Origin of the sequence: Limosilactobacillus urinaemulieris (assembly GCF_932750685.1) — a bacterium.
GTDB lineage: Bacteria > Bacillota > Bacilli > Lactobacillales > Lactobacillaceae > Limosilactobacillus > Limosilactobacillus urinaemulieris.
On record NZ_CAKOBX010000001.1, the window covers coordinates 266,032 to 288,770 of the forward strand.

General features: G+C 39.8%; 22 protein-coding genes, 1 tRNA gene, 1 pseudogene and 1 other annotated feature. Of the genes and pseudogenes, 5 read left to right on the plus strand and 19 right to left on the minus strand.

Features of this window, described 5'->3' with window-relative positions; genetic code table 11:
• Window positions 1-62: 62 nt before the first annotated feature.
• A complete protein-coding gene (gene mscL / locus MR181_RS01210; RefSeq protein WP_242333910.1) occupies window positions 63-437 on the plus strand; it encodes a large-conductance mechanosensitive channel protein MscL in 375 nt (124 codons plus the stop codon).
• Between the two features lie 374 nt (window positions 438-811).
• Window positions 812-1,093 (plus strand): hypothetical protein, encoded by a 282-nt coding sequence (locus MR181_RS01215; RefSeq protein WP_102168623.1) that lies wholly within the window; start codon window positions 812-814, stop codon window positions 1,091-1,093.
• 107 nt (window positions 1,094-1,200) lie between these two features.
• Here the strand turns inward: MR181_RS01215 and MR181_RS01220 are convergent.
• The 3 genes and pseudogenes from MR181_RS01220 to rplJ all read right to left on the minus strand — a co-directional run bounded on the left by MR181_RS01220 (window position 1,201) and on the right by rplJ (window position 3,343).
• Window positions 1,201-2,165: pseudogene (locus tag MR181_RS01220) on the minus strand (DUF5692 family protein).
• A gap of 248 nt (window positions 2,166-2,413) precedes the next feature.
• Window positions 2,414-2,779, minus strand: a complete 366-nt coding sequence (rplL, locus tag MR181_RS01225) for a 50S ribosomal protein L7/L12 (protein ID WP_191911005.1) — start codon at window positions 2,777-2,779, stop codon at window positions 2,414-2,416.
• Window positions 2,780-2,842: 63 nt separating this feature from the next.
• Entirely contained in the window at window positions 2,843-3,343 is a 501-nt protein-coding gene (gene rplJ / locus MR181_RS01230; RefSeq protein ID WP_242333913.1) for a 50S ribosomal protein L10, read from the minus strand.
• 31 nt (window positions 3,344-3,374) lie between these two features.
• Window positions 3,375-3,493: a sequence feature (ribosomal protein L10 leader region), on the minus strand.
• A 145-nt stretch (window positions 3,494-3,638) separates the two neighbouring features.
• Here rplJ and hemH point away from each other — a divergent pair.
• Genes hemH through MR181_RS01245 form a run of 3 tightly spaced genes read left to right on the plus strand, consistent with a single transcriptional unit; the run spans window position 3,639 to window position 6,545 of the window.
• Window positions 3,639-4,574 (plus strand): ferrochelatase, encoded by a 936-nt coding sequence (gene hemH, locus MR181_RS01235; RefSeq protein WP_242333916.1) that lies wholly within the window; start codon window positions 3,639-3,641, stop codon window positions 4,572-4,574.
• Complete coding sequence (locus tag MR181_RS01240) at window positions 4,574-5,878, plus strand: Nramp family divalent metal transporter (RefSeq protein ID WP_242333918.1); 1,305 nt, start codon at window positions 4,574-4,576, stop codon at window positions 5,876-5,878. Before hemH ends, MR181_RS01240 begins: the two co-directional genes overlap by 1 nt.
• Before the next feature lie 10 nt (window positions 5,879-5,888).
• The gene (locus tag MR181_RS01245) at window positions 5,889-6,545 is read left to right on the plus strand and encodes a phosphatase PAP2 family protein (protein ID WP_242333921.1); all 657 of its coding nucleotides are present in this window, start codon (window positions 5,889-5,891) and stop codon (window positions 6,543-6,545) included.
• A gap of 53 nt (window positions 6,546-6,598) precedes the next feature.
• Here the strand turns inward: MR181_RS01245 and MR181_RS01250 are convergent.
• The 16 genes from MR181_RS01250 to radA form a co-directional block, all read right to left on the minus strand.
• Window positions 6,599-6,673 (minus strand) — tRNA-His (locus MR181_RS01250).
• 166 nt (window positions 6,674-6,839) lie between these two features.
• Window positions 6,840-8,276 (minus strand): amino acid permease, encoded by a 1,437-nt coding sequence (locus MR181_RS01255; protein ID WP_191911009.1) that lies wholly within the window; start codon window positions 8,274-8,276, stop codon window positions 6,840-6,842.
• A gap of 22 nt (window positions 8,277-8,298) precedes the next feature.
• Window positions 8,299-10,137, minus strand: a complete 1,839-nt coding sequence (gene tdc, locus MR181_RS01260; protein WP_242333923.1) for a tyrosine decarboxylase — start codon at window positions 10,135-10,137, stop codon at window positions 8,299-8,301.
• 277 nt (window positions 10,138-10,414) lie between these two features.
• Complete coding sequence (gene rplA / locus MR181_RS01265; RefSeq protein ID WP_102168614.1) at window positions 10,415-11,107, minus strand: 50S ribosomal protein L1; 693 nt, start codon at window positions 11,105-11,107, stop codon at window positions 10,415-10,417.
• Window positions 11,108-11,202: 95 nt separating this feature from the next.
• Window positions 11,203-11,628: a 50S ribosomal protein L11 gene (gene rplK / locus MR181_RS01270; RefSeq protein WP_003717526.1), complete on the minus strand. Its 426-nt coding sequence runs from the start codon at window positions 11,626-11,628 to the stop codon at window positions 11,203-11,205.
• Window positions 11,629-12,051: 423 nt separating this feature from the next.
• Window positions 12,052-12,597, minus strand: a complete 546-nt coding sequence (gene nusG, locus MR181_RS01275) for a transcription termination/antitermination protein NusG (RefSeq protein WP_040531564.1) — start codon at window positions 12,595-12,597, stop codon at window positions 12,052-12,054.
• Window positions 12,598-12,716: 119 nt separating this feature from the next.
• On the minus strand, window positions 12,717-12,893 hold the full coding sequence (gene secE / locus MR181_RS01280; RefSeq protein WP_003717524.1) for a preprotein translocase subunit SecE: 177 nt from the start codon (window positions 12,891-12,893) through the stop codon (window positions 12,717-12,719).
• Window positions 12,894-12,909: 16 nt separating this feature from the next.
• Entirely contained in the window at window positions 12,910-13,059 is a 150-nt protein-coding gene (rpmG, locus tag MR181_RS01285; protein WP_003717523.1) for a 50S ribosomal protein L33, read from the minus strand.
• A 188-nt stretch (window positions 13,060-13,247) separates the two neighbouring features.
• Window positions 13,248-13,814: a sigma-70 family RNA polymerase sigma factor gene (locus MR181_RS01290; RefSeq protein ID WP_277956475.1), complete on the minus strand. Its 567-nt coding sequence runs from the start codon at window positions 13,812-13,814 to the stop codon at window positions 13,248-13,250.
• 497 nt (window positions 13,815-14,311) lie between these two features.
• Complete coding sequence (gene rlmB / locus MR181_RS01295) at window positions 14,312-15,058, minus strand: 23S rRNA (guanosine(2251)-2'-O)-methyltransferase RlmB (protein WP_003717521.1); 747 nt, start codon at window positions 15,056-15,058, stop codon at window positions 14,312-14,314.
• Complete coding sequence (locus MR181_RS01300) at window positions 15,048-15,461, minus strand: Mini-ribonuclease 3 (RefSeq protein WP_191911120.1); 414 nt, start codon at window positions 15,459-15,461, stop codon at window positions 15,048-15,050. The genes rlmB and MR181_RS01300 overlap by 11 nt, the downstream gene beginning before the upstream one ends.
• Window positions 15,462-15,476: 15 nt before the next feature.
• Window positions 15,477-16,895 (minus strand): cysteine--tRNA ligase, encoded by a 1,419-nt coding sequence (gene cysS / locus MR181_RS01305; RefSeq protein WP_242333930.1) that lies wholly within the window; start codon window positions 16,893-16,895, stop codon window positions 15,477-15,479.
• Window positions 16,896-17,047: 152 nt separating this feature from the next.
• Window positions 17,048-17,713: a Fic family protein gene (locus MR181_RS01310; protein WP_242333933.1), complete on the minus strand. Its 666-nt coding sequence runs from the start codon at window positions 17,711-17,713 to the stop codon at window positions 17,048-17,050.
• Window positions 17,714-18,382: 669 nt separating this feature from the next.
• Window positions 18,383-20,041: a formate--tetrahydrofolate ligase gene (locus tag MR181_RS01315; RefSeq protein WP_242333936.1), complete on the minus strand. Its 1,659-nt coding sequence runs from the start codon at window positions 20,039-20,041 to the stop codon at window positions 18,383-18,385.
• Window positions 20,042-20,152: 111 nt separating this feature from the next.
• The gene (locus MR181_RS01320) at window positions 20,153-21,313 is read right to left on the minus strand and encodes a PIN/TRAM domain-containing protein (RefSeq protein ID WP_242333939.1); all 1,161 of its coding nucleotides are present in this window, start codon (window positions 21,311-21,313) and stop codon (window positions 20,153-20,155) included.
• A gap of 21 nt (window positions 21,314-21,334) precedes the next feature.
• The gene (gene radA, locus MR181_RS01325; protein WP_242333942.1) at window positions 21,335-22,714 is read right to left on the minus strand and encodes a DNA repair protein RadA; all 1,380 of its coding nucleotides are present in this window, start codon (window positions 22,712-22,714) and stop codon (window positions 21,335-21,337) included.
• Between the last annotated feature and the right edge of the window lie 25 nt (window positions 22,715-22,739).

Sequence of the window (22,739 nt, forward strand, 5' to 3'; positions counted from 1 at the left end):
CTATAATCTTGTTTGATAAAATATAACTTACCTAATAAGTAGTTAACAAAAAGGAGGACCATATGATTAAAGAATTTAAGGACTTTATTGCGCGCGGCAACGTTGTTGATATGGCCGTCGGTATTATTGTCGGTGCTGCGTTTACATCGATTGTAAAATCATTAGTGAATAACCTTATTAATCCACTACTCGGTATCTTTGTCGGTAAGATCGATCTCTCAAACCTTACCTGGACAGTTGGTGAAGCTCAATTTAAGTATGGAAGCTTTCTCAATGCAGTCATTAATTTTTTGATCATCTCCTTTGTGGTTTTCTTGATGGTCAAAGCAATTAACCGTTTTCGAATAAAGAAAGATGAAGAGCCGGCTGAACCAAGCGAGGAAGTTCAGTACCTGAAAGAAATTACTGAACTACTAAAGGAAAAAAAGCATAACTAAAATCGAACCTGCCGATGAAATTATAACTTTCATTGGCAGGATTTATTATTTTTATTATTTACTTATTATTGGATTTACGGCAACTTTCTTGTTAATATAACTTAAAGGGGGTAGTAATAAGTGAGGTGATTATTGGCAGGACTTCTGAAGATCTACCTATATCGTTAACTGCAAAGGAATCCGTACTACCCACGTTGATTTACTAATTAAATATCAGCAATTATTTTCTAAGGTTAGCTCTTATTAAATAAAGGCATTTAATTAGTATTCACTTATTCCCTTCACTAACCGGTATTGGCTAAAATTTTACTCTTGTTTAACATGTAACTGCTGGTCTTGTTTCATTCGCATGAATTGTAAAGGAGAGATGCATTATGTTTAACACTATTTTCTGGATTTTAGCTATTTGGTTCGTTGTTAACGTTATTTGGATGTGGTTCCAACTCGACAACCAAACCCTTCAAAAGACATTTGCTTGGATTAATGTCTGTGCTGTCTTCATTGGATTCTGGGTTTACTATGGAGTAACCCACGATGCCAGCATGTTAAATGGCTGGTTCGTTGCCTTGAATTGGATCAACATCGTTCTTGCCGCTATTCAATTCTACTTTGGCTACCGGATTGTTACTACTCACCACACTCACCCGGCAAACTAGTTTAATTGATGGCACGGCGATTAGCTGATTTGTTCACTAAAAAGGACGTAACGAGGAAGATTTTCCTGGTTGCGTCCCTTTTTCGATCTTAATAAAATAATGGTTCACTACTTTTGTGCCCGAGCCATTGCTTCTTCATAATCCTTAGTTCCAACAAAGACTTCATGAGTGTAAGGGTTGATCCCCATACTAGTAGCCCGCTTCCAAATAATAGCAAAGACCACAACGTTAATCGCAAGCGATAGGATCGCAATTACGCCCATCATTGTCGGATCAGCAGCTTCTGGATGAACTACTGGATTCATTACACCGTTCTTGTACAGAACAGGTAAAACTGAGAATCTTCCACTATCCTGAAATTCTGGAATTACTTGAGCAAACATGCACCAGATTGCTAGCGTATTTGCCCGGTTCCACCCTTATTCCAAATGGCAGCTGCAAATGTTGGTGCAAGCAAAAGAGCAACACCACAGTACCATGAATGAGTTGGAAGGTTACTATAAGTATACTCAAAGTTCCAAACGTCATAGGCGAGAATAAATAGCCAAATCATGTCAGGCCACAGCATGTCGTCCTCATTCTTTGAGGAATAAATTCCCCACCAACCGGTCATACAGAAAACATTAATAATTCCGGCAATGCCATTGAGGACATTCCACCAGCCACCGTAAAGCCAAACACCTTCAGAAGAAAGCCACCACTGACTTCCAGTAGTTTGTAACGCATTCATTCCCCGAATAGCTGATTCAAAGTCGCTCCCCACAGCGATAAAAATATTAATTGCAACAATTACAAACGGGAAGCACTTAAACCAGTATGCTTTTCCCAATTTACCCCAATGATATTTAAGGATCATAAACCCGATACAGCCAAATGTTGCAGCGTATAACTTCGCATAGTGAAACCAACTATTCATATGGACATAGGTCTGGTTATGTAATGCCCATGCCTGTCCTTGAGCAGCACCAATATAAATTGCTGTGAAGTAAATTGTCAATGCAATCGGTAAGACAACGAAGAAGAACAGGCCACCAGCTCTACTCCGCCGTGCTATTTCATTTGTGATAATCAAACAAGCAAATACTAATACCCAACCGAATAATTACCAACCTGATTGGCTACCATAAATTTGAAATAACATACTATCTCCTCCCTATAATGTATGTTAGCGGTTACATAGAACCTACTTTTATTTTCTAAAAGGATAATAGAGATAGCAAACTCATTTCGGGATATTTGTCTTATAAGGCAACATTTTTAAACAAAAAAAGAGGCTGAACATAATTGTTCAACCCCTTCCTTCGTTTATTTGAAGTTAGACTACTTAAGGGTAACAGTAGCACCAGCGGCTTCAAGCTTTTCCTTGATGTCGTTAGCTTCGTCTTCCTTAACGTCTTCCTTGATTGCTGAAGGAGCACCGTCAACAAGGTCCTTAGCATCCTTAAGGCCAACACCAGTGATGTCCTTAACAGCCTTGATAACCTTAACCTTAGCAGCACCTGGTTCAGTCAATTCAACAGTGAAGCTGTCCTTAGCAGCAGCAGCGCCACCAGCGGCACCTGCAGCTGCAACTGGAGCAGCTGCAGAAACGTCGAATTCTTCTTCGATAGCCTTAACAAGATCGTTAAGGTCAGAAATTGATGCTTCCTTTAATGAAGCAATGATAGCATCCTTATCAAAAGCCATGATTATATTCCTCCAATATTTAGGTAATTAATTTTGATTTGATAATATATGGTAATACGACAATTATGCGGCTTCGTCTTCCTTGTCGGCAACGGCCTTGACTGCACGAGCAATCTTCCGCATTGGGTCTTGCAATGCAGATGCAAGCATTGACAACAGATCTTCACGACTAGGCATAGTAGCGTATTCGTTAATTTCATCGAGAGTCTTAACTTTCTTTTCGATGAAACCACCCTTGATTTCAAGAGCGTCGTGGTCATCGGCAAAGTTCTTTAAGATCTTTGCTGGAGCAATTGGGTCTTCGTCAGAGAAGGCAACAGCAGTTGGGCCAACAAAAGTGCTCTTAAGATCTTCGTAGTCAGTACCTTCAACGGCACGGTCAAGAATCTTGTTCTTGATAACTGACATCTTAACACCGGCGTCACGAAGTTGCTTACGTAAATCAGTAACTTCAGCAACAGTTAAACCACGGTAGTCAACAACGATAGCTGATTCGGCATTGTTAAGTAATTCAACGGTTTTCTTAACAATTTCAGCCTTTTTAGCAATAGCTGCTTCACTCATGAATTTTCACCTCCTGCAATGTAGTTTGACCGGATTTATAAAAAAATCCCTATGACCGCAGACATAGAGAAGGAACTTAATTTCTTCCTCGGCAGGCTATATCATTAAGGCTTTCGCCACCTGAGTCTTAGGCAGAGTCATATTTAATCAACTTTAGTAGTATAACATCTTCGTTTTTTCTTGTAAAGGACAATTTAGCATTATTCATCAGGGACCAGGAATTATCCCCAAGCTCACCTTAGATTAGTTTTGTTGTACAATTAACTTACTAACTTACTTCAAGGAGTACCGATTTATGAAAGACTATGGTCTATTACTTGTTAACCTTGGCTCTCCCGCTGAGCCAACCACACCAGCAGTTAAGAACTATCTCCGTCAATTTCTCGGGGATCACAACGTTGTGGAAATGCCACCTGCACTTTGGAAACCGCTTTTAAATGGTATTATCCTTCCGATGCGGTCTTGGCGCTCCGCAACATTTTATCGCGATTGTTGGTTAAAAAACGGCTCTCCATTAATTGTTAATACTAAAAAACTAACTGCTAAGGTTCAGCAAATGCTTCCTGAGTGGTCAGTTAAAATGGCAATGACTTATGGCAAGCCAAGCATCAGCGACACCCTCCGACAAATGAAGCAGGAATGTAAATATATCATCGTTCTTTCCCTATTCCCGCATTTCACTAAGAGCACAACCCAATCCATTATTGAACAAGTCCAGGCTGTTGATCCAACTTTACCAATTATTGATCGGTTCGCTGACGATCCACGATACCTCACCGTTCTTAGCAAGCACATTCAAGAAGTTTGGGACAACGGAAATTACGACATGTTGATTATTTCTTATCATGGTATTCCCGTTTCAATGGTTAAGCACGGTGATCCATACCAGGATGAAACTGAACGAACTACAATCGAACTAAAAAAGCGGCTTACCATCCCCAAAAATCAAATTGAGATGGCTTACCAATCTAAATTCGGCCCAATGCCCTGGCTAAAACCTTATTTAAAAAACCGTCTACTCCAGTTAGTTCAACTTGGCAAGCGGAATATCTTAATCGTTGCTCCATCATTTGTTACTGATTGCTTAGAGACGATCGAAGAAAATTCAGTTCAAAACTACCAAGCATTCCGTGAAAATGGCGGTAATACTCTTGATGTTGTCTCATCTCTCAATGATGACTCCCGCTTTGCTGAATTTATTGCTGATCTCGCTAAGGAGCAACTAAATTAATGAAAAAGAAAAGCTTAGATGAAATCAACGGAAGCGTCAATGTCCCTACTGTCTATGAATCAGCATTTTGGCAAAAATTTCTTGCGTATAGCGGTCCAGGCGCGCTTGTTGCCGTTGGTTATATGGATCCTGGTAATTGGCTAACTTCACTGGCTGGTGGCGGACAGTATGGCTACACGTTGTTAAGCGTCCTCTTCGTGTCAATTATCGTTGCTATGATCATGCAGTCGCTTTCAATTCGCCTCGGTGTTGTTACAAGGACTGATCTAGCTCAAGCGATCGCTCAACGAGTCCCTAAACCAGTGCGAATTAGCTTATGGCTATTAAATGAGCTTGCCATGATGGCAACAGATTTAACTGGGGTAGTTGGAACTTCGATTGCTCTCTACCTTCTTTTCCACCTTCCGTTAATTGTCGGTATCTTCCTAACCGTTGCAGACGTCCTGATTGTGCTTGTCTTTTTACGCTTTGGAATTCGTCGGGTTGAATTTATTGTTCTGACAACAATTCTTGGCGTTGGCATAATCTTTACAATTGAAGTTTGCCGGGCACACCCGAGTTGGCTTGCAATCCTTAATGGCATTATTCCCCAATCAAAAATTATCACTAACCATTCAGAGCTGCTTATGAGCCTTGGAATCATTGGAGCAACAATTATGCCCCATAATATTTATCTCCACTCGGCGTTAGCACAAAGTCGGCGATACGATGAGCATGATCCAGCACAGGTTATTGAAACGCTTAAATTTGCTAACTGGGATTCAATCATTCACCTTATTGCTGCCCTGATTGTTAATGCCCTCCTTCTTATTCTTGGCGGAACCCTTTTCTTCCACACCGCAACATTAAATAGTTTGGCAGATGTCTTCTACGGACTGAAAAATCCTCACATTGTTGGTGCGCTATCTAGTTCCGTTATGAGCTGGTTATTCGGTTTTGCACTTCTAATCACAGGGTTAATTTCATCAATTACCAGTACTTTAGCTGGTCAAATCGTTATGGAAGGTTACATCAACATCCGTCTTCCGTTATGGAAACGCCGCTTACTTACCCGTTTTGTAACTCTAATTCCGATTGTTATCATCGGTTGTTTAATCCGCTTTAACGAGCAACAATTTGAACAATTAATCATTTATTCCCAAATAGTTCTCAGCATTGCACTCCCGTTTACCCTGTTCCCACTTGTTGCCATCACGAGTGATCAAAAATTAATGGGAAACCATGCTAGTCCTACTTGGCAAACAATTATTGAATATGCTCTTGTCCTCCTATTAACTGGCTTAAATATCACAGCATTGTTCTAAGGAGAAAGTAATGAAGAAAAAAACGTTAACATTAATTAGTGGGATCGTCTGTTGGTTACTATTTGGGATATTTCTAGTTGGTGTTATCCAGAATGCACACTGGATTAATCAAGTGGATCGTTTTGGTTATCAGTTAACCCAGCCCACTTCCCATTTAAAAACGCAAATCATGATTGCCCTAACATACTTTGGAGATCCAATCATTATTCAAGTTCTTCCCATTTTCCTTGCGCTCTACCTCTGGTGGCAAGACAGGTTCAACGAGAGCTTATGGTATGTACTTCTTCAATTTATTGGTTATTCACTAGTTATTTTGACTAAGTATAACGTTCTCCGTGCTCGTCCAAGTAATAAGCTTTTTCCGGCCAACGGTTATAGTTTTCCTAGTGGGCACACTTTCGCTACAGCAATCTTTGTTTTTACTCTACTTGCCGTGATTCTTCCTTACCTTCACTTTCAAGGAGCAAGAATTGGGGTAACCTTAATATTCTTCCTCTGGATTATTATAATTATGGTTACCCGGGTTTATCTCCGTGACCATTTTACAAGCGATGTCATTGGCGGCTTCTTACTGGCAAGTGGCTGGTGGCTAATTACCAAGGCGTTTCGTCACCAACTTTCCCAATGGCTAATCAAACCGATTACGAGAATTCAAAGGAGAAATTAAGACAAAAAAGAACTCAGAAGAAGAAACCTTCTCCTGAGTTCTTTTTAGGTCAGGGCGGTATGTGGGATTCGAACCCACGCGTGCCGGACCCACAAACCGGTGTGTTAACCAAACTTCACCAATACCGCCATAATGACTCCACAGAAAATAATATCACATATTGGTTCAGTAATACAATAAAAATCAAAAAGACTTTGTAATGGTTACTAATTTAGTATAAATTAGCACCATCCAAAGCCTTTTTAATCAGGAACATCATCATTTGCTGTTAAAAGAATTAATCAGTATTTTTAGTTACTTTTCTGCCTTTTTACTTACCTGATCACTTTCTGCCATTAATTTCTTAACTTCTGGAGTCCATGAATCTTTCCGAATTCTTACAAACCAGAATGGCAAAAGAATTAATACTGCACTAATAATTGCAACAATGATAAAGTCCTTAAGCGTTCCTACAGCGAACGTTGCAACTAGGGCAATAATAATGGTAGCAATTAAAATCAGTGCAACTAACCATGCTACAAAAGTATTACCAACCTTAAATGGTCGTTTCAAATTTGGCTGTTTAATCCGTAATTTAATGAACCCGATTGCCATAAAGATGTAAACAGCACAATAAAGAACAGTAGTAGCATTAACTAATTCCAAGAATGCCGAATTAATACCGGGAATTAGTAAGTAAACAAGTGCAAAGAAAGAAATGATTGATGCTTGAGTGATTAGAATAGCATGCGAATCACCAAAGCGATCTGTCTTCCAGAACTTAAACTTAGGAGGATACAATCCCTTCTGAGCACTTGAAATAATGGTCTTACCTGGACCTGATGCCCATGCAGATAATTGAACACTAACACCGATGAAAACTAAAATACTAAATACATTAGCAATCCATGATGGTAAGCCCAAGATTTTATCATATACGATAACTGGTTGCACAATGTTATTGAGATCAATTTTGCTTGACGAAACAACTGATGCTTCAAGGAACCCGTTAACGATGTTAAGGAAGAACATGAAGACTAATGTAACTAAAACACCAATTGGGTAGTAAGATACCTTTTTAATCCGCGTAATATAAACAGAGGACATTTCAATTCCCGTATAAATGAAGATAATTGGTGAGAAGAAAGTCAGTGACTTCATGTCTGTAGGATCTGGTAACAATTTACCAGCTGAGAAGTTACCTAGAATTGATGAAGGGTGAATTCCAGATTTAATAACTGCCCAAATTCCTAAAACAGTCATTATAACTAGTGGAATATAAATCCCAGCCCAAGCACCTATTTGACCAGTAATCTTCGCCATATCAAATTTCATGTTAAGGAAAGTAATTATCCAATACACAACTAAAATAACAATTAACGTAAAAATGTTGTTATTACCAAGACTTTCTCGGTTAATTGCAGTTGCTAAAAGCGGTGGCAAAGCTGAGGCAACCATAACCATCCCTGGGAACATTTGAACCCATAGTAACCAAGAAGTGGCAAAGCCATAACTTCCTCCTAAAGAGTTACTAACCCATAATTCTGGCCCACCTTTTTCAGGAAAGGCACTACCAAATTCACCGGCAATTAGGCAAATTGGCAAAGCGAATAGTAGACTAGCTACTCCCATATAGAAGAACATGGTCCATCCAGAACCAGCTACATCAGGGATATTACGAATACTTGCCGCCAAAGCAACCGTCATCCCAATAAAAGTTATGAGGCTAACCTTTGACGTTTTACTTTTCATACGATAAACTCCCCTCTAATAATTAAAGAATTTCATTTAGCTTCTTTTCCATTGACTTAGCGATACCTTTTGAGTAGAAGTCGAAGAGTTTAGTATCATTTAAGTAAGGTGTCATAATAGCAGCCCGTAACAATGTCACTGCGCCAACTTTATTCCACTCGTCTTCAGAAAAACCAATCCGCTTAATAAATGGAACTGGTGAATCACCATACGTATCTTTTCTAAAGATAGTATGAGATGTTATGAAGCGATTAGAATAAACATGGCTATCATAAATTGATGAGAAGTTAAACATCTTTTCGTTTAATTCGTTTGTCTTCTTTAGACTAGTTTCACCGTTAATCTTTAAAACCCAATCAACCATATTGAAGTCTGGGTTATCAAGAGGATATACGTCAACTTCCTTACCCTTAACATTAAACTTTAACTTCTTAAGGAAGTCACGGAAACGTTGAGCAGTTTCAATAGAAGAACCAATTAAACGACCATAGCCAGTTACATTAAGTGGCAATGTCCGGTGAGCAGCCCAAACAGCGGCAGCAGTAGCACCAGACTTCGAACCACCAATAATATAAGAACCAAGCATATCTGGAGCTTCAGCAGTTTTCTTTTCGAAAACATAAGGAGCAAAGTAAGAAATAACATTTCGCATGCTTTGGTACTTAATAGCAATTCCACCAGCTGAATATGGAACGTACCCCATCTTATGAGGGTCAATAGTTACTGATTCAGCATCCTTGATTGCTTTGAAACCACGATATACATGCTCAGAAATACGAACTGGGTAGTTGAAGACGTGGTGCTTCTTAAGCATATCTGCTAATTGATCGTATTCAACGAAATTGCCATTTTCATCCTTAAACAGTGCACGACCATAACCACCATAAGCAGCATCGACGTGAAGATAGAAGTAAACACCTTGCTTCTCCATTTCTTTACGGAACTTAACGATCCGATCAACTTCATCAACTTGACCTTCTTCAGTGGTTCCGACAACGGCAACTACTCCGAGAATTGGGGTCTTTTCGGCAGCTAACTTCTTAATCGTATCTTCTAGGATATCAATATTCATCCGAAAATCGCTCTTTACCGGAATTTGAATCATTTGATCAAGACCAACACCAGAAATATCAAGAGCTTTAAGCCAAGAATAGTGTTTAGTATATGGAACAATAAACTTCCCAAGTTTTTGAATATTCTTACCGCTTCGTGATGAATGAGCCTTAACAGCATTAATTTCATCTGGAGTAAGTGTTGCTAAAATCTTAAGAACCTTTTCAACTGACATGTTAAGAAGTTCCCAATCGCTTAAGCCTTTAACTTTATCAGGAACTACTTCCTTAAAGGCTAATGGCATTGACTTGAATTGCCGAGCATACCATAATCCTTCAAGATTAGCCATTGAACCATCATGAGTAATGTGACCCCAGCCATCTTTATAATCAAATAGCTTGGCAAAGTCTTCACCGACTTCCGATTCCATCTTTGAAGTAGCAACTGATGATTCCAACGCAACGTTATTACTGTTCCATAACATGGCATAACAATATGCTAGCATGGCTGGCATCAATGTATCAGAGTTCATTTGACCCCAATAACGACCAGCTGACATCCAAGGAATAGTACCTGGACGTAACCGTTGATCAAGTTCAGTTAACACTTCATGTTGACGACGCAATGAATCTTGATATTCTTTCTTTGTTTGATCACTGTCAGTAATTGCTGGAATATCTGAAGGAATATAATCTTTCCGCCAGCCTAAATGATTAGTGACTAATCGTTTTAATTCATCCATATAGACTGAGCCGTTTTCTGATTTATCACCAATAAATAGTGATTTATAATTCATATCTTCACTCATTAGTTATTCTCCTTCCAGAATAGCGATCTCTTAAAAGCGCTTTTAAATTTATAAAAATATAAAAATAATTATTTTCATATTTTTATGATAAACGATCTTAGTCGTTTTACCAAACAAAAAGCCATATTAATTTTATAAGTCATTAAAAATGAGCGAATAAATAACATAAGTAAAATAAAAAAGCATTATCAAGGCAATGTGTTAAGTCATTGCCTTGATAACGCAAAAAAGGATGGGATCATCTGATTCCATCCTTTTTATCTTCTAATTACTAAATTTAGAAGCTTTCCAAATCAAGTGTAACACTTGGTCCGAAAGTTGAAGCAATTGAAGCGTGTTGTACGTAAGTACCACGTACAGAAGCTGGACGTGCCTTCATAACAACATCTTCAATAGTCTTTAAGTTTTCAACTAACTTATCAGTGTCGAATGAAGCCTTACCAAATGGAACAGCAACATTACCATCACGGTCAGTCCGGTAAGTAACCTTACCAGCCTTAGATTCTTCAACCGCCTTAGCAACATCCATAGTAACTGTACCAGTCTTAGGGTTTGGCATTAAGCCCTTAGGTCCAAGAATCCGACCTAAACGACCAACAACTGGCATCATGTCTGGAGTTGCAATTGCAACGTCAAAGTCTAACCAACCGTCTTGGATCTTGTCAGCCAAGTCAGCGTCACCAACAAAGTCAGCACCAGCATCCTTAGCTGCCTTAGCATTGTCTCCCTTAGCGAAAACAATAACTGTTTGATCCTTACCAGTACCGTTTGGTAAAACAACGGCACCACGTAATTGTTGGTCAGCTTGCTTAGTATCAACGTTTAACTTAAATGCAACTTCAACAGTTGAGTCAAAGTTAGCGAAATCAATATCTTTTACTAATTGAACTGCGTCGTTAACAGCGTACTTCTTCTTGCTGTCAACCTTTTTAAGCGCATCTTGGTACTTCTTACCACGATTTTTAGCCATCTTGTGTTTTCCTCCTTGCAAATGTGGTCTAGCGGAGTTAATACCTCCCACGGGATGTACTACTTTTATAGTGCATCCGGCCTGCTTCTCAGCAATTAGTCTTCAACAGTGAAGCCCATGCTCCGTGCAGTACCTTCGATCATGCGCATAGCTGCTTCAACGTCAGCGGCGTTTAGATCTTGCATCTTAGTTTCGGCGATTTCCTTAACTTGAGCCTTGGTTACAGAAGCAACCTTGTTAGTGTTAGGTTCACCGGAACCGTGTTCAACACCAGCGGCCTTCTTCAATAAGACAGCAGCAGGTGGCGTCTTGGTAATGAAGTCGAATGAACGGTCCTCATATACAGTAATAACAACTGGGATCAACATTCCTTTTTGGTCTGCAGTCCGAGCGTTAAATTCCTTAGTGAAGCCCATAATATTAATACCTGCTTGCCCAAGTGCAGGACCTACTGGTGGAGCTGGTGTAGCAGCACCGGCAGGAATTTGCAACTTGACAACGTTAGCTACTTTCTTTGCCACGAGACAAAACCTCCTTAGTCCGTGTTGTGGTCATGATGAGGCAGTAAATTTACCTCTCCCACAGTATGTCGAATAGCATACTTAGGTAACTTACCACATTTATAATTAAAATTCAAGGTAAATAGTGTAAAAACAAGATTATAACGTGCTTATTAGAAGCTTGTTAAAACTGTAAATGCAGCACGGTCGAGAACAGTTCACCGCGACCGCCACAACATCTATCCTAATGCAATTAAGCTAAGATTCATAGCATCGTCATAACGTGCTTATCAGAAACTTGCTAGAGCTGTAAATGCAACACAGTCGAGAATAGTTCACCGCGACCGCCACCTCCGTCTAAATAGTCCAGACTTGATTGTAAACAATCATTGTCTGAACTTCCTTAGTACTCGGTGGCTAGTACGTCGCGGTTCACCCTCTTTTTTATTCCACCGTATCAATTTGGTCAAAGCCTAATTCAGCAGACGTTTCACGACCAAACATTTCAACGTTAACCTTTAGCTTCATCTTTTCATGGTCAACTTCTGTAACCTTACCAGTTAAGTCAGCAAATGGTCCGGCAATCACCTTAACACTATCACCAACGCTAACGTCAATATCGTGTTGAACCGTTTGAACGCCCATTCGCTTCATAATCCGGTCTACTTCTTCTGGAAGTAATGGAGTTGGCTTTGAACCACCACCGTGTGAACCTAAGAAACCAGTAACCCCTGGCGTATTCCGTGCAATATACCAGGCTTGGTCAGTCATAACCATTTCTACCAAGACGTAACCAGGGAATGTTTTTTCAACTACTTCCTTAGCTTGGCCATCCTTAACTTGACGAACCTCATCTTCGGGAACAACTACTCGAAAAATGTAATCTTGCATCCCCATTGATTGAGCACGTGATTCTAGGTTACTCTTAACCCGGTTTTCATAGCCTGAGTACGTATGTAAAACGTACCAGCGTTTTTCGTTTGATTCCACGATGAATCCTCCTTAATTAAAATTAACTCTCATTTTCAATTTCAAAATAAAAAACCTCGCGGATCCCCACGAAGCTTGTTGCATTTAGTATAACAAATCTCTTATGCTTTGACCACTGCTTAGACAAATAACTTCATCAAGAGTTGAATCAGCCAATCGAACAGTGCAAAGAATAAGACGAAGAAAAGCGTCAACGAAATAACAATGGTTGTATCACGCCGGTTTTCACGAGCGGTTGGCCAAACAACCAGTTTCATTTCGTGGTTTACGCTTTTAATAAAACGAAACAGATGCATAATTTCCTCCAGCTAACTAACGGGTTTCACGGTGAAGAGTATATTCACCACAATGTTTACAAAACTTCTTTAATTCTAATCGTTCTTGTCGTTGAGGATTAGCGGTAATTGTATAGTTATGAGCACCGCACTTCGTACATTCCAGCGCAACTTTCTTTTGGGACATACTTTCACCTCCACACATAACTAAGATTAGCATGTTCCTTCTACTAAAACAAGTCTTTGCGTTATGTCGTTATCAATTGTTATCGAAAGCGACTAAGGGTCTCAAAATTATGTTTTTTATACCTGAGGGTTAGAAAAAGGCCGATAAAATTACCAGCCTCGTTCTTAACTTATCGATATTTGACTCAATCACTCGCCCGCTAAAATCTTGATTAATTTTGTTCTGGTTCGTGAAAGAGCACTCTGAACCTGTCGCTTGCTACATTGAAGTTTTCGGCATACATATTCAACCGATTTACCAGTAACAGTCAGTGCTAAAACATCTCGTTCAAATGACGAACTAATCCTAGCGATCTCCTTAATACTCTTATGACAGTAGACAATGTCTTCTAGTAAGACTTTTCCACCAAGCATTGTCTCACTATCACTTTCTCCTAAAGAATCTAGTTGATCAACCGGGATCCGTTTGTCTGCTTGCCTAGCACGATATAAATCAAGGAGACGATTGATCAAGCTCTGCTTATAAAAACCACTAAATTGATTAATATCTTCGCCGCTATATGAATAAATAACTTTTAGCAGGACAAGTTGCGCCTCTTGCTCCCAATCTTCAAACTCTAAATCAGCAATATAAAATTTCTGCCAAAGTCGTTTAACAAGTGAAGAGTAACAATTAAATAATGCCATAAATTGATCCTCGTTGCCGACTTGTGCCTGAGTGAGTAATTCGAGATTAGCTGAATGATTTCTTATCATTGTTTCACCTTAATTTTATTAAGGATCACCTTTCTTGAATTTGGCTCCTTCACCCATTCATTAATTGCCTGGTCGAGGGGGTCTCATTCCCATCGTCAGGAAGATTCTAATTCCTAGTACCGGTTCCTTATACTAAGTTTCTTAATCTTGGTGACTAATGCCTGAAAATAATCTACCAAACTTTTATTAGTTTGAATAGCACTTTCTTGTGATCTGGTGAACAACTATTCAAATGATAGTTAATCAACAACTTTTTTTGCATAAAAATTTGCTTCTCTAGAATGAACATTGCCACCATAATCGTCTTTTAATGCGACAAGTGTTTTAATATACTAATTATTTGTTGTTATAGGATATTTTATAATTTAAAAAATTTCTACTTTTCAAATTCTGGCTTAAGCACGTAAGGTGAATTATGCTATTCTTACCTATAATTTCATCTAAATAATTAAATCCTCCCTTCTGCTTTGAACAACCAGAAAGGAGGATTCATTTTTCTATAATGGATGACGTGAATTAAATCCTTGGTAGATTAACAGACTCGCCGCCACACTTGCATTAAGACTTTGAACGTGACCAATCATTGGAATAGTAAGCATCTCATCACAGTTCTTCTTCAATAATGAGGAAATTCCCTTTCCTTCATTACCGATAACTAATGCTACCGCTCCCTTTGCATTCCAGCGCCGGTAATCGGTTCCCTTCATATCGGTTCCAAATAACCAAACTCCCCGGTCCTTCAATTCTTGAGCAGTTTGAACCAGGTTAGTAACTCGGGCAACCGGAACGTGTTCAATTGCTCCGGTAGACGTTTTAGCGACAACCGAAGTTAACCCCACAGCGCGGCGCCGGGGAATAATAATTCCATGAACTCCGGCTGCATCGGCTGTCCGAATAATTGAGCCAAGGTTATGCGGATCCTCTAATTCATCAAGAATCAGGAAAAATGGATCTTCATCATGTTTAGCAGCATTTTCAAACAGGTCATCAATCGTTGCATAGTGGTATGCAGCAACCGCCAAGGCTACTCCCTGGTGATTTTGGTGATCACTCATCTGATCAAGTTTGGTCTTTGGGACATTTGAAATTACTAACCGCTTTTCCTTTGCTAATTTAATAATTTGTGAAATCGCATCAGACTTTAAGCCTGATTGGATAAAGACCTTATTAATTTCTTGATCGGACTTCAATGCCATCACTGCTGGATGACGGCCAATAATAAAATCATTGCTTTCAGTTTTCATGCTTCGTTCTCCCTGCTTCAACTTGCTGAATGCACCACTCTGCTAACTCTTCGATGCGATCTTGTTTCCCTGCTAATTGCAGGTAGCCCATCATTGCTTCAAAGCCAGTCGATATCCGATAAGTTAACACAGAGGTATGTTTTGCGTGCGTATGACTGTTAGCGTTTCGTCCACGTTTAAAATAACTCCACTCATCCTCAGTTAGAATATCATCCTGCTTCATCAGATCAATCAATGCTGCTTGCGCTTTTGCGGAGACATAATGAGTTGCGATGTGCTGAAGTTTAGTCGGCTTTGCTAGTCCCTGACTCAAAAGATGCTGACGGATAAATACTTCGTAAACGGCATCCCCCAAGTAAGCAAGGGCAATTCCGTTTAATTGTCGATAATCTGCTTGTTCCATTAATTCCCTTCCTGTCTACTTCTTTACTCGCTTGAACCGCGTTCCTTGTGGCGTATCTTCAAGAATAATTCCCTGGGCCTTTAATTCATCACGAATTTGGTCACTCCTGGTAAAGTCCTTATTCTTCCGCGCTTCATTTCGCTCATCAATCAACGCTTGGATGTGTTCATCATTAAGTTCATTATCACTTGATGCTAACTTCACACCAAAAATACTAACTAATTCAGCAATTAGCTTCTTCATTTCGGTTAGTGCAGCCGCCTTAACCGCTTCTTGTTGAGCATACACATTGGCAAACTTAACTAGTTCATAAACAACGGTAATCCCATTTTGGACATTAATGTCGTCATCCATTGCTTCCGTAAATGATTGCTTAAAATCAGCTAATTTTTGGGTAACCACTGGATCAGCGCCATCTTGGGCATCCTTTTGGCGATAAGTTAAATTATCAAATGCTGTTTGGATACGTTCCAGATTATTCTGAGCGTCAATTAGATTATCCTCGCTGTATTGAATTGGTCGCCGATATTGAGTAGTTGCCATAAAGAACCGCAATACTTGAGGATCAACCTGCTTAATGATGTCATGAACAGTAATGAAGTTATGCAATGACTTGCTCATCTTCTCATTGTCTTTGCCGATAGTAACAAAGCCATTATGCATCCAGTAACGGACAAATTTCTGCCCAGTTTCTGCTTCACTTTGAGCAATTTCGTTTTCATGGTGGGGGAATTCTAGATCCTGACCACCGCCATGAATATCAATCGTCTTTCCCAAGTACTTAGTCGACATCACTGAGCATTCAATATGCCAGCCTGGTCGGCCCTTTCCCCATGGCGAATCCCAGTTAATTTCTCCCGGCTTAGCAGCTTTCCAAAGGGCAAAATCCATTGGATCCTCTTTTTTATTAACTTCATCGGCACTAACATGTTCACTTGCACCAACTTCAAGATCATCAATTGATTGACCTGATAATTGACCATAGTTCTTGAATTTTCGGGCACGATAATAAACATCCCCGTCTTTTTCGTATGCATAGCCCTTATCAATCAACCCCTGAATAAATTTGATGATTTCAGGAATATTTTCGGTTGCTCGCGGGTGCATTGTCGCTGGTTCGATATTAATCGCCTTAGTATCTTCCATAAATGCTTGAATGTATTTATCTGCTAATTGGGAAACTGTGATTCCTTGCTCATGAGCAGCCTTGATCATCTTATCATCAACGTCGGTAAAGTTAGAAACATAGTTCACCTTATACCCCTTAAATTCAAGGTAGCGCCGCACTGTATCAAAGGCAATTGCTGAACGCGCGTTACCAATATGGATATAGTTATACACCGTTGGGCCACAGACATACATGTTAACAACTCCTGGGGTTTGCGGTTTAAATTCTTCTTGTTTACGAGTCAATGTATTATAAATTGTTAGCATGACTGTCTGCTCCTTTCATATCTATACCCATAATACTAACATATCTAGTTAAATGACTGATACCTGTCCTAATAAAAAAAGCTAACTGCTCAATAATCCTGGTTAGTTAGCTTAATTTCCCTTTACGTACAGTAGCTTACTATTCTTTTTATCTAAAGTTTAACCCCTTGAATTCCATTATCATAGGTCCACTGCTTTAACTCTTCCATATCACCACTAAAATAGAATTCTGAAATTAATTGATTCCACTTTGGCCACTGATCAAGTGGAACATTAATCAATCCCGCACCACTATTAATCATTATTTTATTAGCAGCTAAAGTTGCCGTTCGTTTATTTCCATCCCAAAAGATCTGATTCCGCATTAAGTGGTACATTAACGTTAATGCTTTATCAGTATTTGTTCTGGTTTTATCTGAAATTAATTGATTCAAAAACAATTCTTCTTGCTCTTGATTAACCAGCGGAGGAAGATACTCACCCTTCATCGTGCTAACTGCACCATTTCCAGTCCGTAGCTCTCCTGGAGCCAACGATTCGTTCAGGGCAACAATTTTATTAGCCTCTTTAAGGAAATCAAGATTAAGCTCCTCATCAGAATTAATAGTATATTGCCATCCCCTCTTCAATTGAACAATGATATTAATATCGTCAATTGAAACACCATCAACTCCTAGACCATCAATGATTGTTTGTGTCTGTGACAAGGTTGTTGTTAAGCCCTCAAATCGAGAATTAACATAAACCAATCGCGTCAAATTGCTCCTAGCTAAACGCTTATTTTGCTCAACAGTTAAATGATATTTATTTCTTAGCATGAAAATATTCTCTTCAATATTCTTCAAATTATGTAAAATTATCAAACTATAATTAAAAATTGGTGAACTACTCAATCATATATAATTCTTTTACACCAACGATTATACTATAATTTACTCAATAAAATAAGGCGAGCCATCATGTCTTAAAATTTTCCAATAACTTACCTCAAAAGTTTTTTTACTTAATAGTCACAATTTCTTCACATTCTCCTGGTAGTATATAAAGCGTAGTAAAGATATAACCTTTACTACTAATGAAACCTATTATTTTTCAATTACTCCTCCCAATAGTAACCGAAAAAATAATTAATACGAGGATACCCCAAGTCCTCGTAATACTCCTCAAGAGATAGCTTTTTTCTAGGCTATCTCTTTTTGGATCATAAAAAGCGGGAACGGCTAAGCTTTAGCTGTTCTCGCTTTTAGTTTTTAAGATGGTTAACAACTCCTACTGCGACTGAGTCTAAACGCGTTCAGCCTAAGCTCCCTCAAGATAACGACCTCTCTCCGCAGTAGCTGACTGAACTTTATATTCATAAAGTTCTAGTCATCCTTGCTAGGGTTCACAAACGAAAACAAGTTTTCTGGTTCACCGCTTAGGCGCTAGTCGCCTTCGTCGAGAGAAATCGTTATCATCTGGGAGCTCTTTACGGCTTCACGCTCTAACTAAAACAATCCCTTTATCCTACCCTGAGCGTCGATGGACATGTTGACGGCAGCGGGAGTTTTGGAAAGGCCAGGCATGGTCATCATGTTACCTGAAAGGGCAACGATAAAGCCGGCACCGAGCTTAGGAACGAATTCCCGAATATGGAAAGTAAAGTCTGTTGGTGCTCCAAGCTGAGTTTGATCATCAGTAAAGGAGTATTGGGTCTTAGCAATGCAGACGGGAAGATCATTCCAACCTAACTTGGCAAACTGCTTCAATTGTTTCTTTGCCTTTTTGCTAAACGAAACCTCCTTAGCTCCGTAAATCGTTTTGGCAATCGTATTAACCTTTTCCTCAATCGAGTCACTAGAATCATAAAGAGGCTTGAAGTCACTCTTTTGGTCAGCCAAGCGAACAACTTCCTTGGCAAGAGCTTGGGTTCCCTTACCGCCCTTAGCCCAACTATCAGCGACTACAACGTTAACCCCGAGGCGCTTACAATTGTCTTCAATAAACTTGACTTCAGCATCAGTATCATTGATGAAATGGTTAATGGCAACTACTACTGGTAAGCCATAACGTTGCATGTTCTTAATATGACGGTTCAGGTTCACAATTCCCTTTTCTAGTGCTGATAATTGTTCTTCCTTAATTTCGTCTAAACTAGCGCCACCATTATATTCAAGTGCCCGAACCGTAGCAACAATGACAATTGCATCAGGGTTCTTTCCTAAGACCGGTCGTTTAATGTCAAGGAACTTTTCGGCCCCCAGGTCAGCGCCAAATCCAGCTTCTGTAACAGTGTAATCTGCTAATTTCAATGCCGTTTGGGTAGCTAAAATACTGTTGCATCCATGGGCAATATTGGCAAACGGGCCACCATGAACAATCGCTGGAGTGTGGTCAAGGGTTTGTACAAGGTTAGGCTTAATAGCGTCCTTTAGAAGAATTGTAATCGCATCTTCAAAGCCAAGTTGGCCTACAGTTACTGGTTCCCGATCATAAGTGTAACCAACAACAATTCGGCTAATCCGCTTCTTGAGGTCCATTAAGTCAGTAGAAAGGCACAAAATCGCCATTAATTCTGAAGCAGCAGTAATATCAAAGCCGGTTTGCCGCGGAACTCCCTGCATAATTCCACCAAGACCAGTAATAACATTCCGTAGCGCCCGATCATTAACGTCTTCTACCCGTTTCCAAATAATCCGGCGTGGATCGAGGTTTAATTCATTTCCCCGCATTACATAGTTATCAATTAAAGCTGCTAATGTGTTGTTAGCGCTAGTTAGTGCATGAAGGTCACCAGTGAAGTGCAGGTTAATGTCTTCCATTGGGATTACTTGGCTGTAACCCCCACCGGTTGCTCCACCTTTGATTCCGAACACGGGCCCCATCGAAGGTTCCCGCATTGCAATAATTGTTTGGTGATTCAATTGGTTTAAGGCATCCCCTAAGCCAACCAAGACAGTTGATTTTCCCTCACCGGCTGGAGTCGGATTGATTGAAGTCACAAGAACTAGCTTATGCTTCTTTCCTGGTTTTTTGGCAACTGGTAATGAAATTTTAGCCTTGTACTTCCCGTATTGTTCAATCTGGTCATCATCAAGACCAATTGATTCAGCAATCTTATTAATCGGTTCGAGTGTGGCTTGGTCAGCAATTTCTATATCTGTCATTTCAATCCGCTCCAATCTTAAATACGAACTTTAGCTAAAAAAACACCGTTAAAGTTAGGAATTAACTTCTACGGTGTCTAGGATAAAAGATTCTCAGTCATTTGTAAACAACTATTTAGACTCTTTATCAGATTTTGCTGATTTTTTGTCGTCTTTTGCAGATTCACTATTCTTTTCGTTGATCCCCCGACGTGAATGGAGTGGCCGAGCAAAGATCATCCGTCCTGCATCGGTTTGCAATGCACTAGTGACCTCTACCTCAATCCGCTCATTCATAAAGTAACGGCCATCTTCAACGACAACCATGGTTCCATCATCAAGGTACGCAACCCCTTGTTGACGTTCAGTCCCGTTCTTAACAACAACAACATTGAGCGTTTCGCCAGGAATTACTCGTGGTCGCAATGATTTGGCAAGATTATTAATATTCAGAACTTGGACGTTTTGGAATTGGATAACCTTATTCAAATTATAGTCGTTAGTAACGATGACCCCGTTAACCTTTTTAGCTAACGCAATCAATTTACTATCAACTTCTGGAATATCTTCAAAGTCGCCATCATACATTTCAATTGGCACAACCTTTTCTTTCCGTAATTTGTTTAGGATATCTAATCCTCGTCGTCCCCGCACTCGCTTAATACTTTCACCAGAATCGGCAATGTATTGAAGTTCGTAAAGGACGAAATTAGGAACAAGCAACGTTCCTTCCAGAAAACCAGTCTTTACCAGATCATAAATTCGGCCATCAATTAAAATGTTCGTATCTAAGATCTTGTAATGGTGGTAATTTTCATCCTTTTGATCAATTACTTCGGTATTCGGATTTTTCGGCCGAATTCGGTGACCAGAAAGTAAGTTCTTCCAGTCGTCAAGACGGGTTGTTCCAATCCGGTAACCAAAATAACTAAAGATAATCATTAACAAGATCGGTAAAACATTATTAACAACTGGAATTCCTGTTCGCCAAAGCGGAATCGAAATTAACACCGCAAGAACTAGCCCAACAATTGTCAGTAACGTGCCAAAAAACAAGTAGACTGGGCTTAAGCTTGTCAGACTCTTTTCAATCCGTGCAACTAACTGTTCAGTTGGTTTGGCAAGTGGTAATGAAAGGAGAAAGAAAATCAAAGCACCAATAACGATATCCATAAAGACCAATAAGGCGCTATTTAAATGAAAATTAACTAAGTCCCAAAATAATGGCAAATAATAAAAACCAATTGCGGCACCAACAATAACGTATATCAACCGAATAATTCGTTTTCGCATATTACATCCCTCCTTTATAAATTAACCTAATGCAAGACGCAATGCCTGACGGAGGGTGGTTACCCCAACAACCTCGATTCCGGTTGGTGCTTGCCACCCTTTCAAATTATTCTTTGGAACAAAGATCCGTTTAAAGCCTAGTTTTTGTGCCTCAGCAACACGCTGTTCAATCCGGTTAACCCGCCGAATTTCGCCAGTTAAGCCGACTTCCCCGACAAATGCATCTGTTGCTTGCGTTCCCCTATCCCGGTAACTTGAGGCAATACTAATCGCAATTGCCAGATCAATTGCCGGCTCATCTAATTTTACACCACCAGCAGCCTTCAGGTAGGCATCCTGATTTTGGAGCATCAAGTTAGCGCGCTTTTCAAGAACCGCCATTATTAATGATACCCGATTTCTGTTCAAACCAGTAGCAGTTCGCTGAGCATTTCCATAAACAGTTGGCGTCACCAGTGCCTGAATTTCAACTAGAATTGGTCGCGTCCCCTCTAATGATACAACGACAGCCGAACCAGTGGCATCTTTTAACCGTTCTTCAAGAAAGATTTCTGAAGGATTTTTTACCTCTGATAAACCATTCGTATGCATCTCAAAAATTCCCAGTTCATTGGTTGACCCAAAACGGTTTTTAACTGATCGCAAAATCCGATATGTGTGATGAAGATCTCCTTCAAAGTAAAGGACAGTATCAACCATGTGTTCCAAAATCTTTGGTCCGGCAATTGCCCCGCCTTTAGTAACGTGACCAACAACAAAGATCGTAATATTATTACTCTTCGCAATTTGCATTAACTGGGCGGTTACTTCACGAATCTGTGAGACACTCCCGATCGCTGAAGTAACATCCGTTGCCTGCATCGTCTGAACAGAATCAATTACCACGTATTCTGGTTTTAATTCACGAATCGTGTCCTTGATGCTGTCCATATTAGTTTCTGGGTAAATATAAAAATCATCTGCTGCCACGTCAAGCCGCTCTGCCCGCATTTTGATTTGAGTAGCACTTTCTTCTCCAGAAACGTAAAGAACCCGGTGATGTTCACTTGATAATTGTCCAGAAACCTGCAGGAGCAACGTTGATTTCCCAATACCGGGATCCCCACCAATTAAGATTAACGAGCCCGGAACAATTCCGCCACCAAGGGCCCGGTTTAATTCGTTCAGTTTGGTTTTTACCCGTGGCGTTTCGTGACTATTAATTTCACCGATTTTCTGTGGCTTAGCAACCAAACCAGTTAAAGTCGTGGTTGGTCGTTTCGTTGCTGCACTAGAACCTGAAGATTGGATTTGCTCTTCAACTAAGGTATTCCATTCACCACAGTTAGGACACCTTCCTAGATACCGTGGTGAATTATATCCACAATTCTGACAAACATATTGGGTTTTAACTCTGGCCATTCATGCCATCCTTTCATTACCTAAA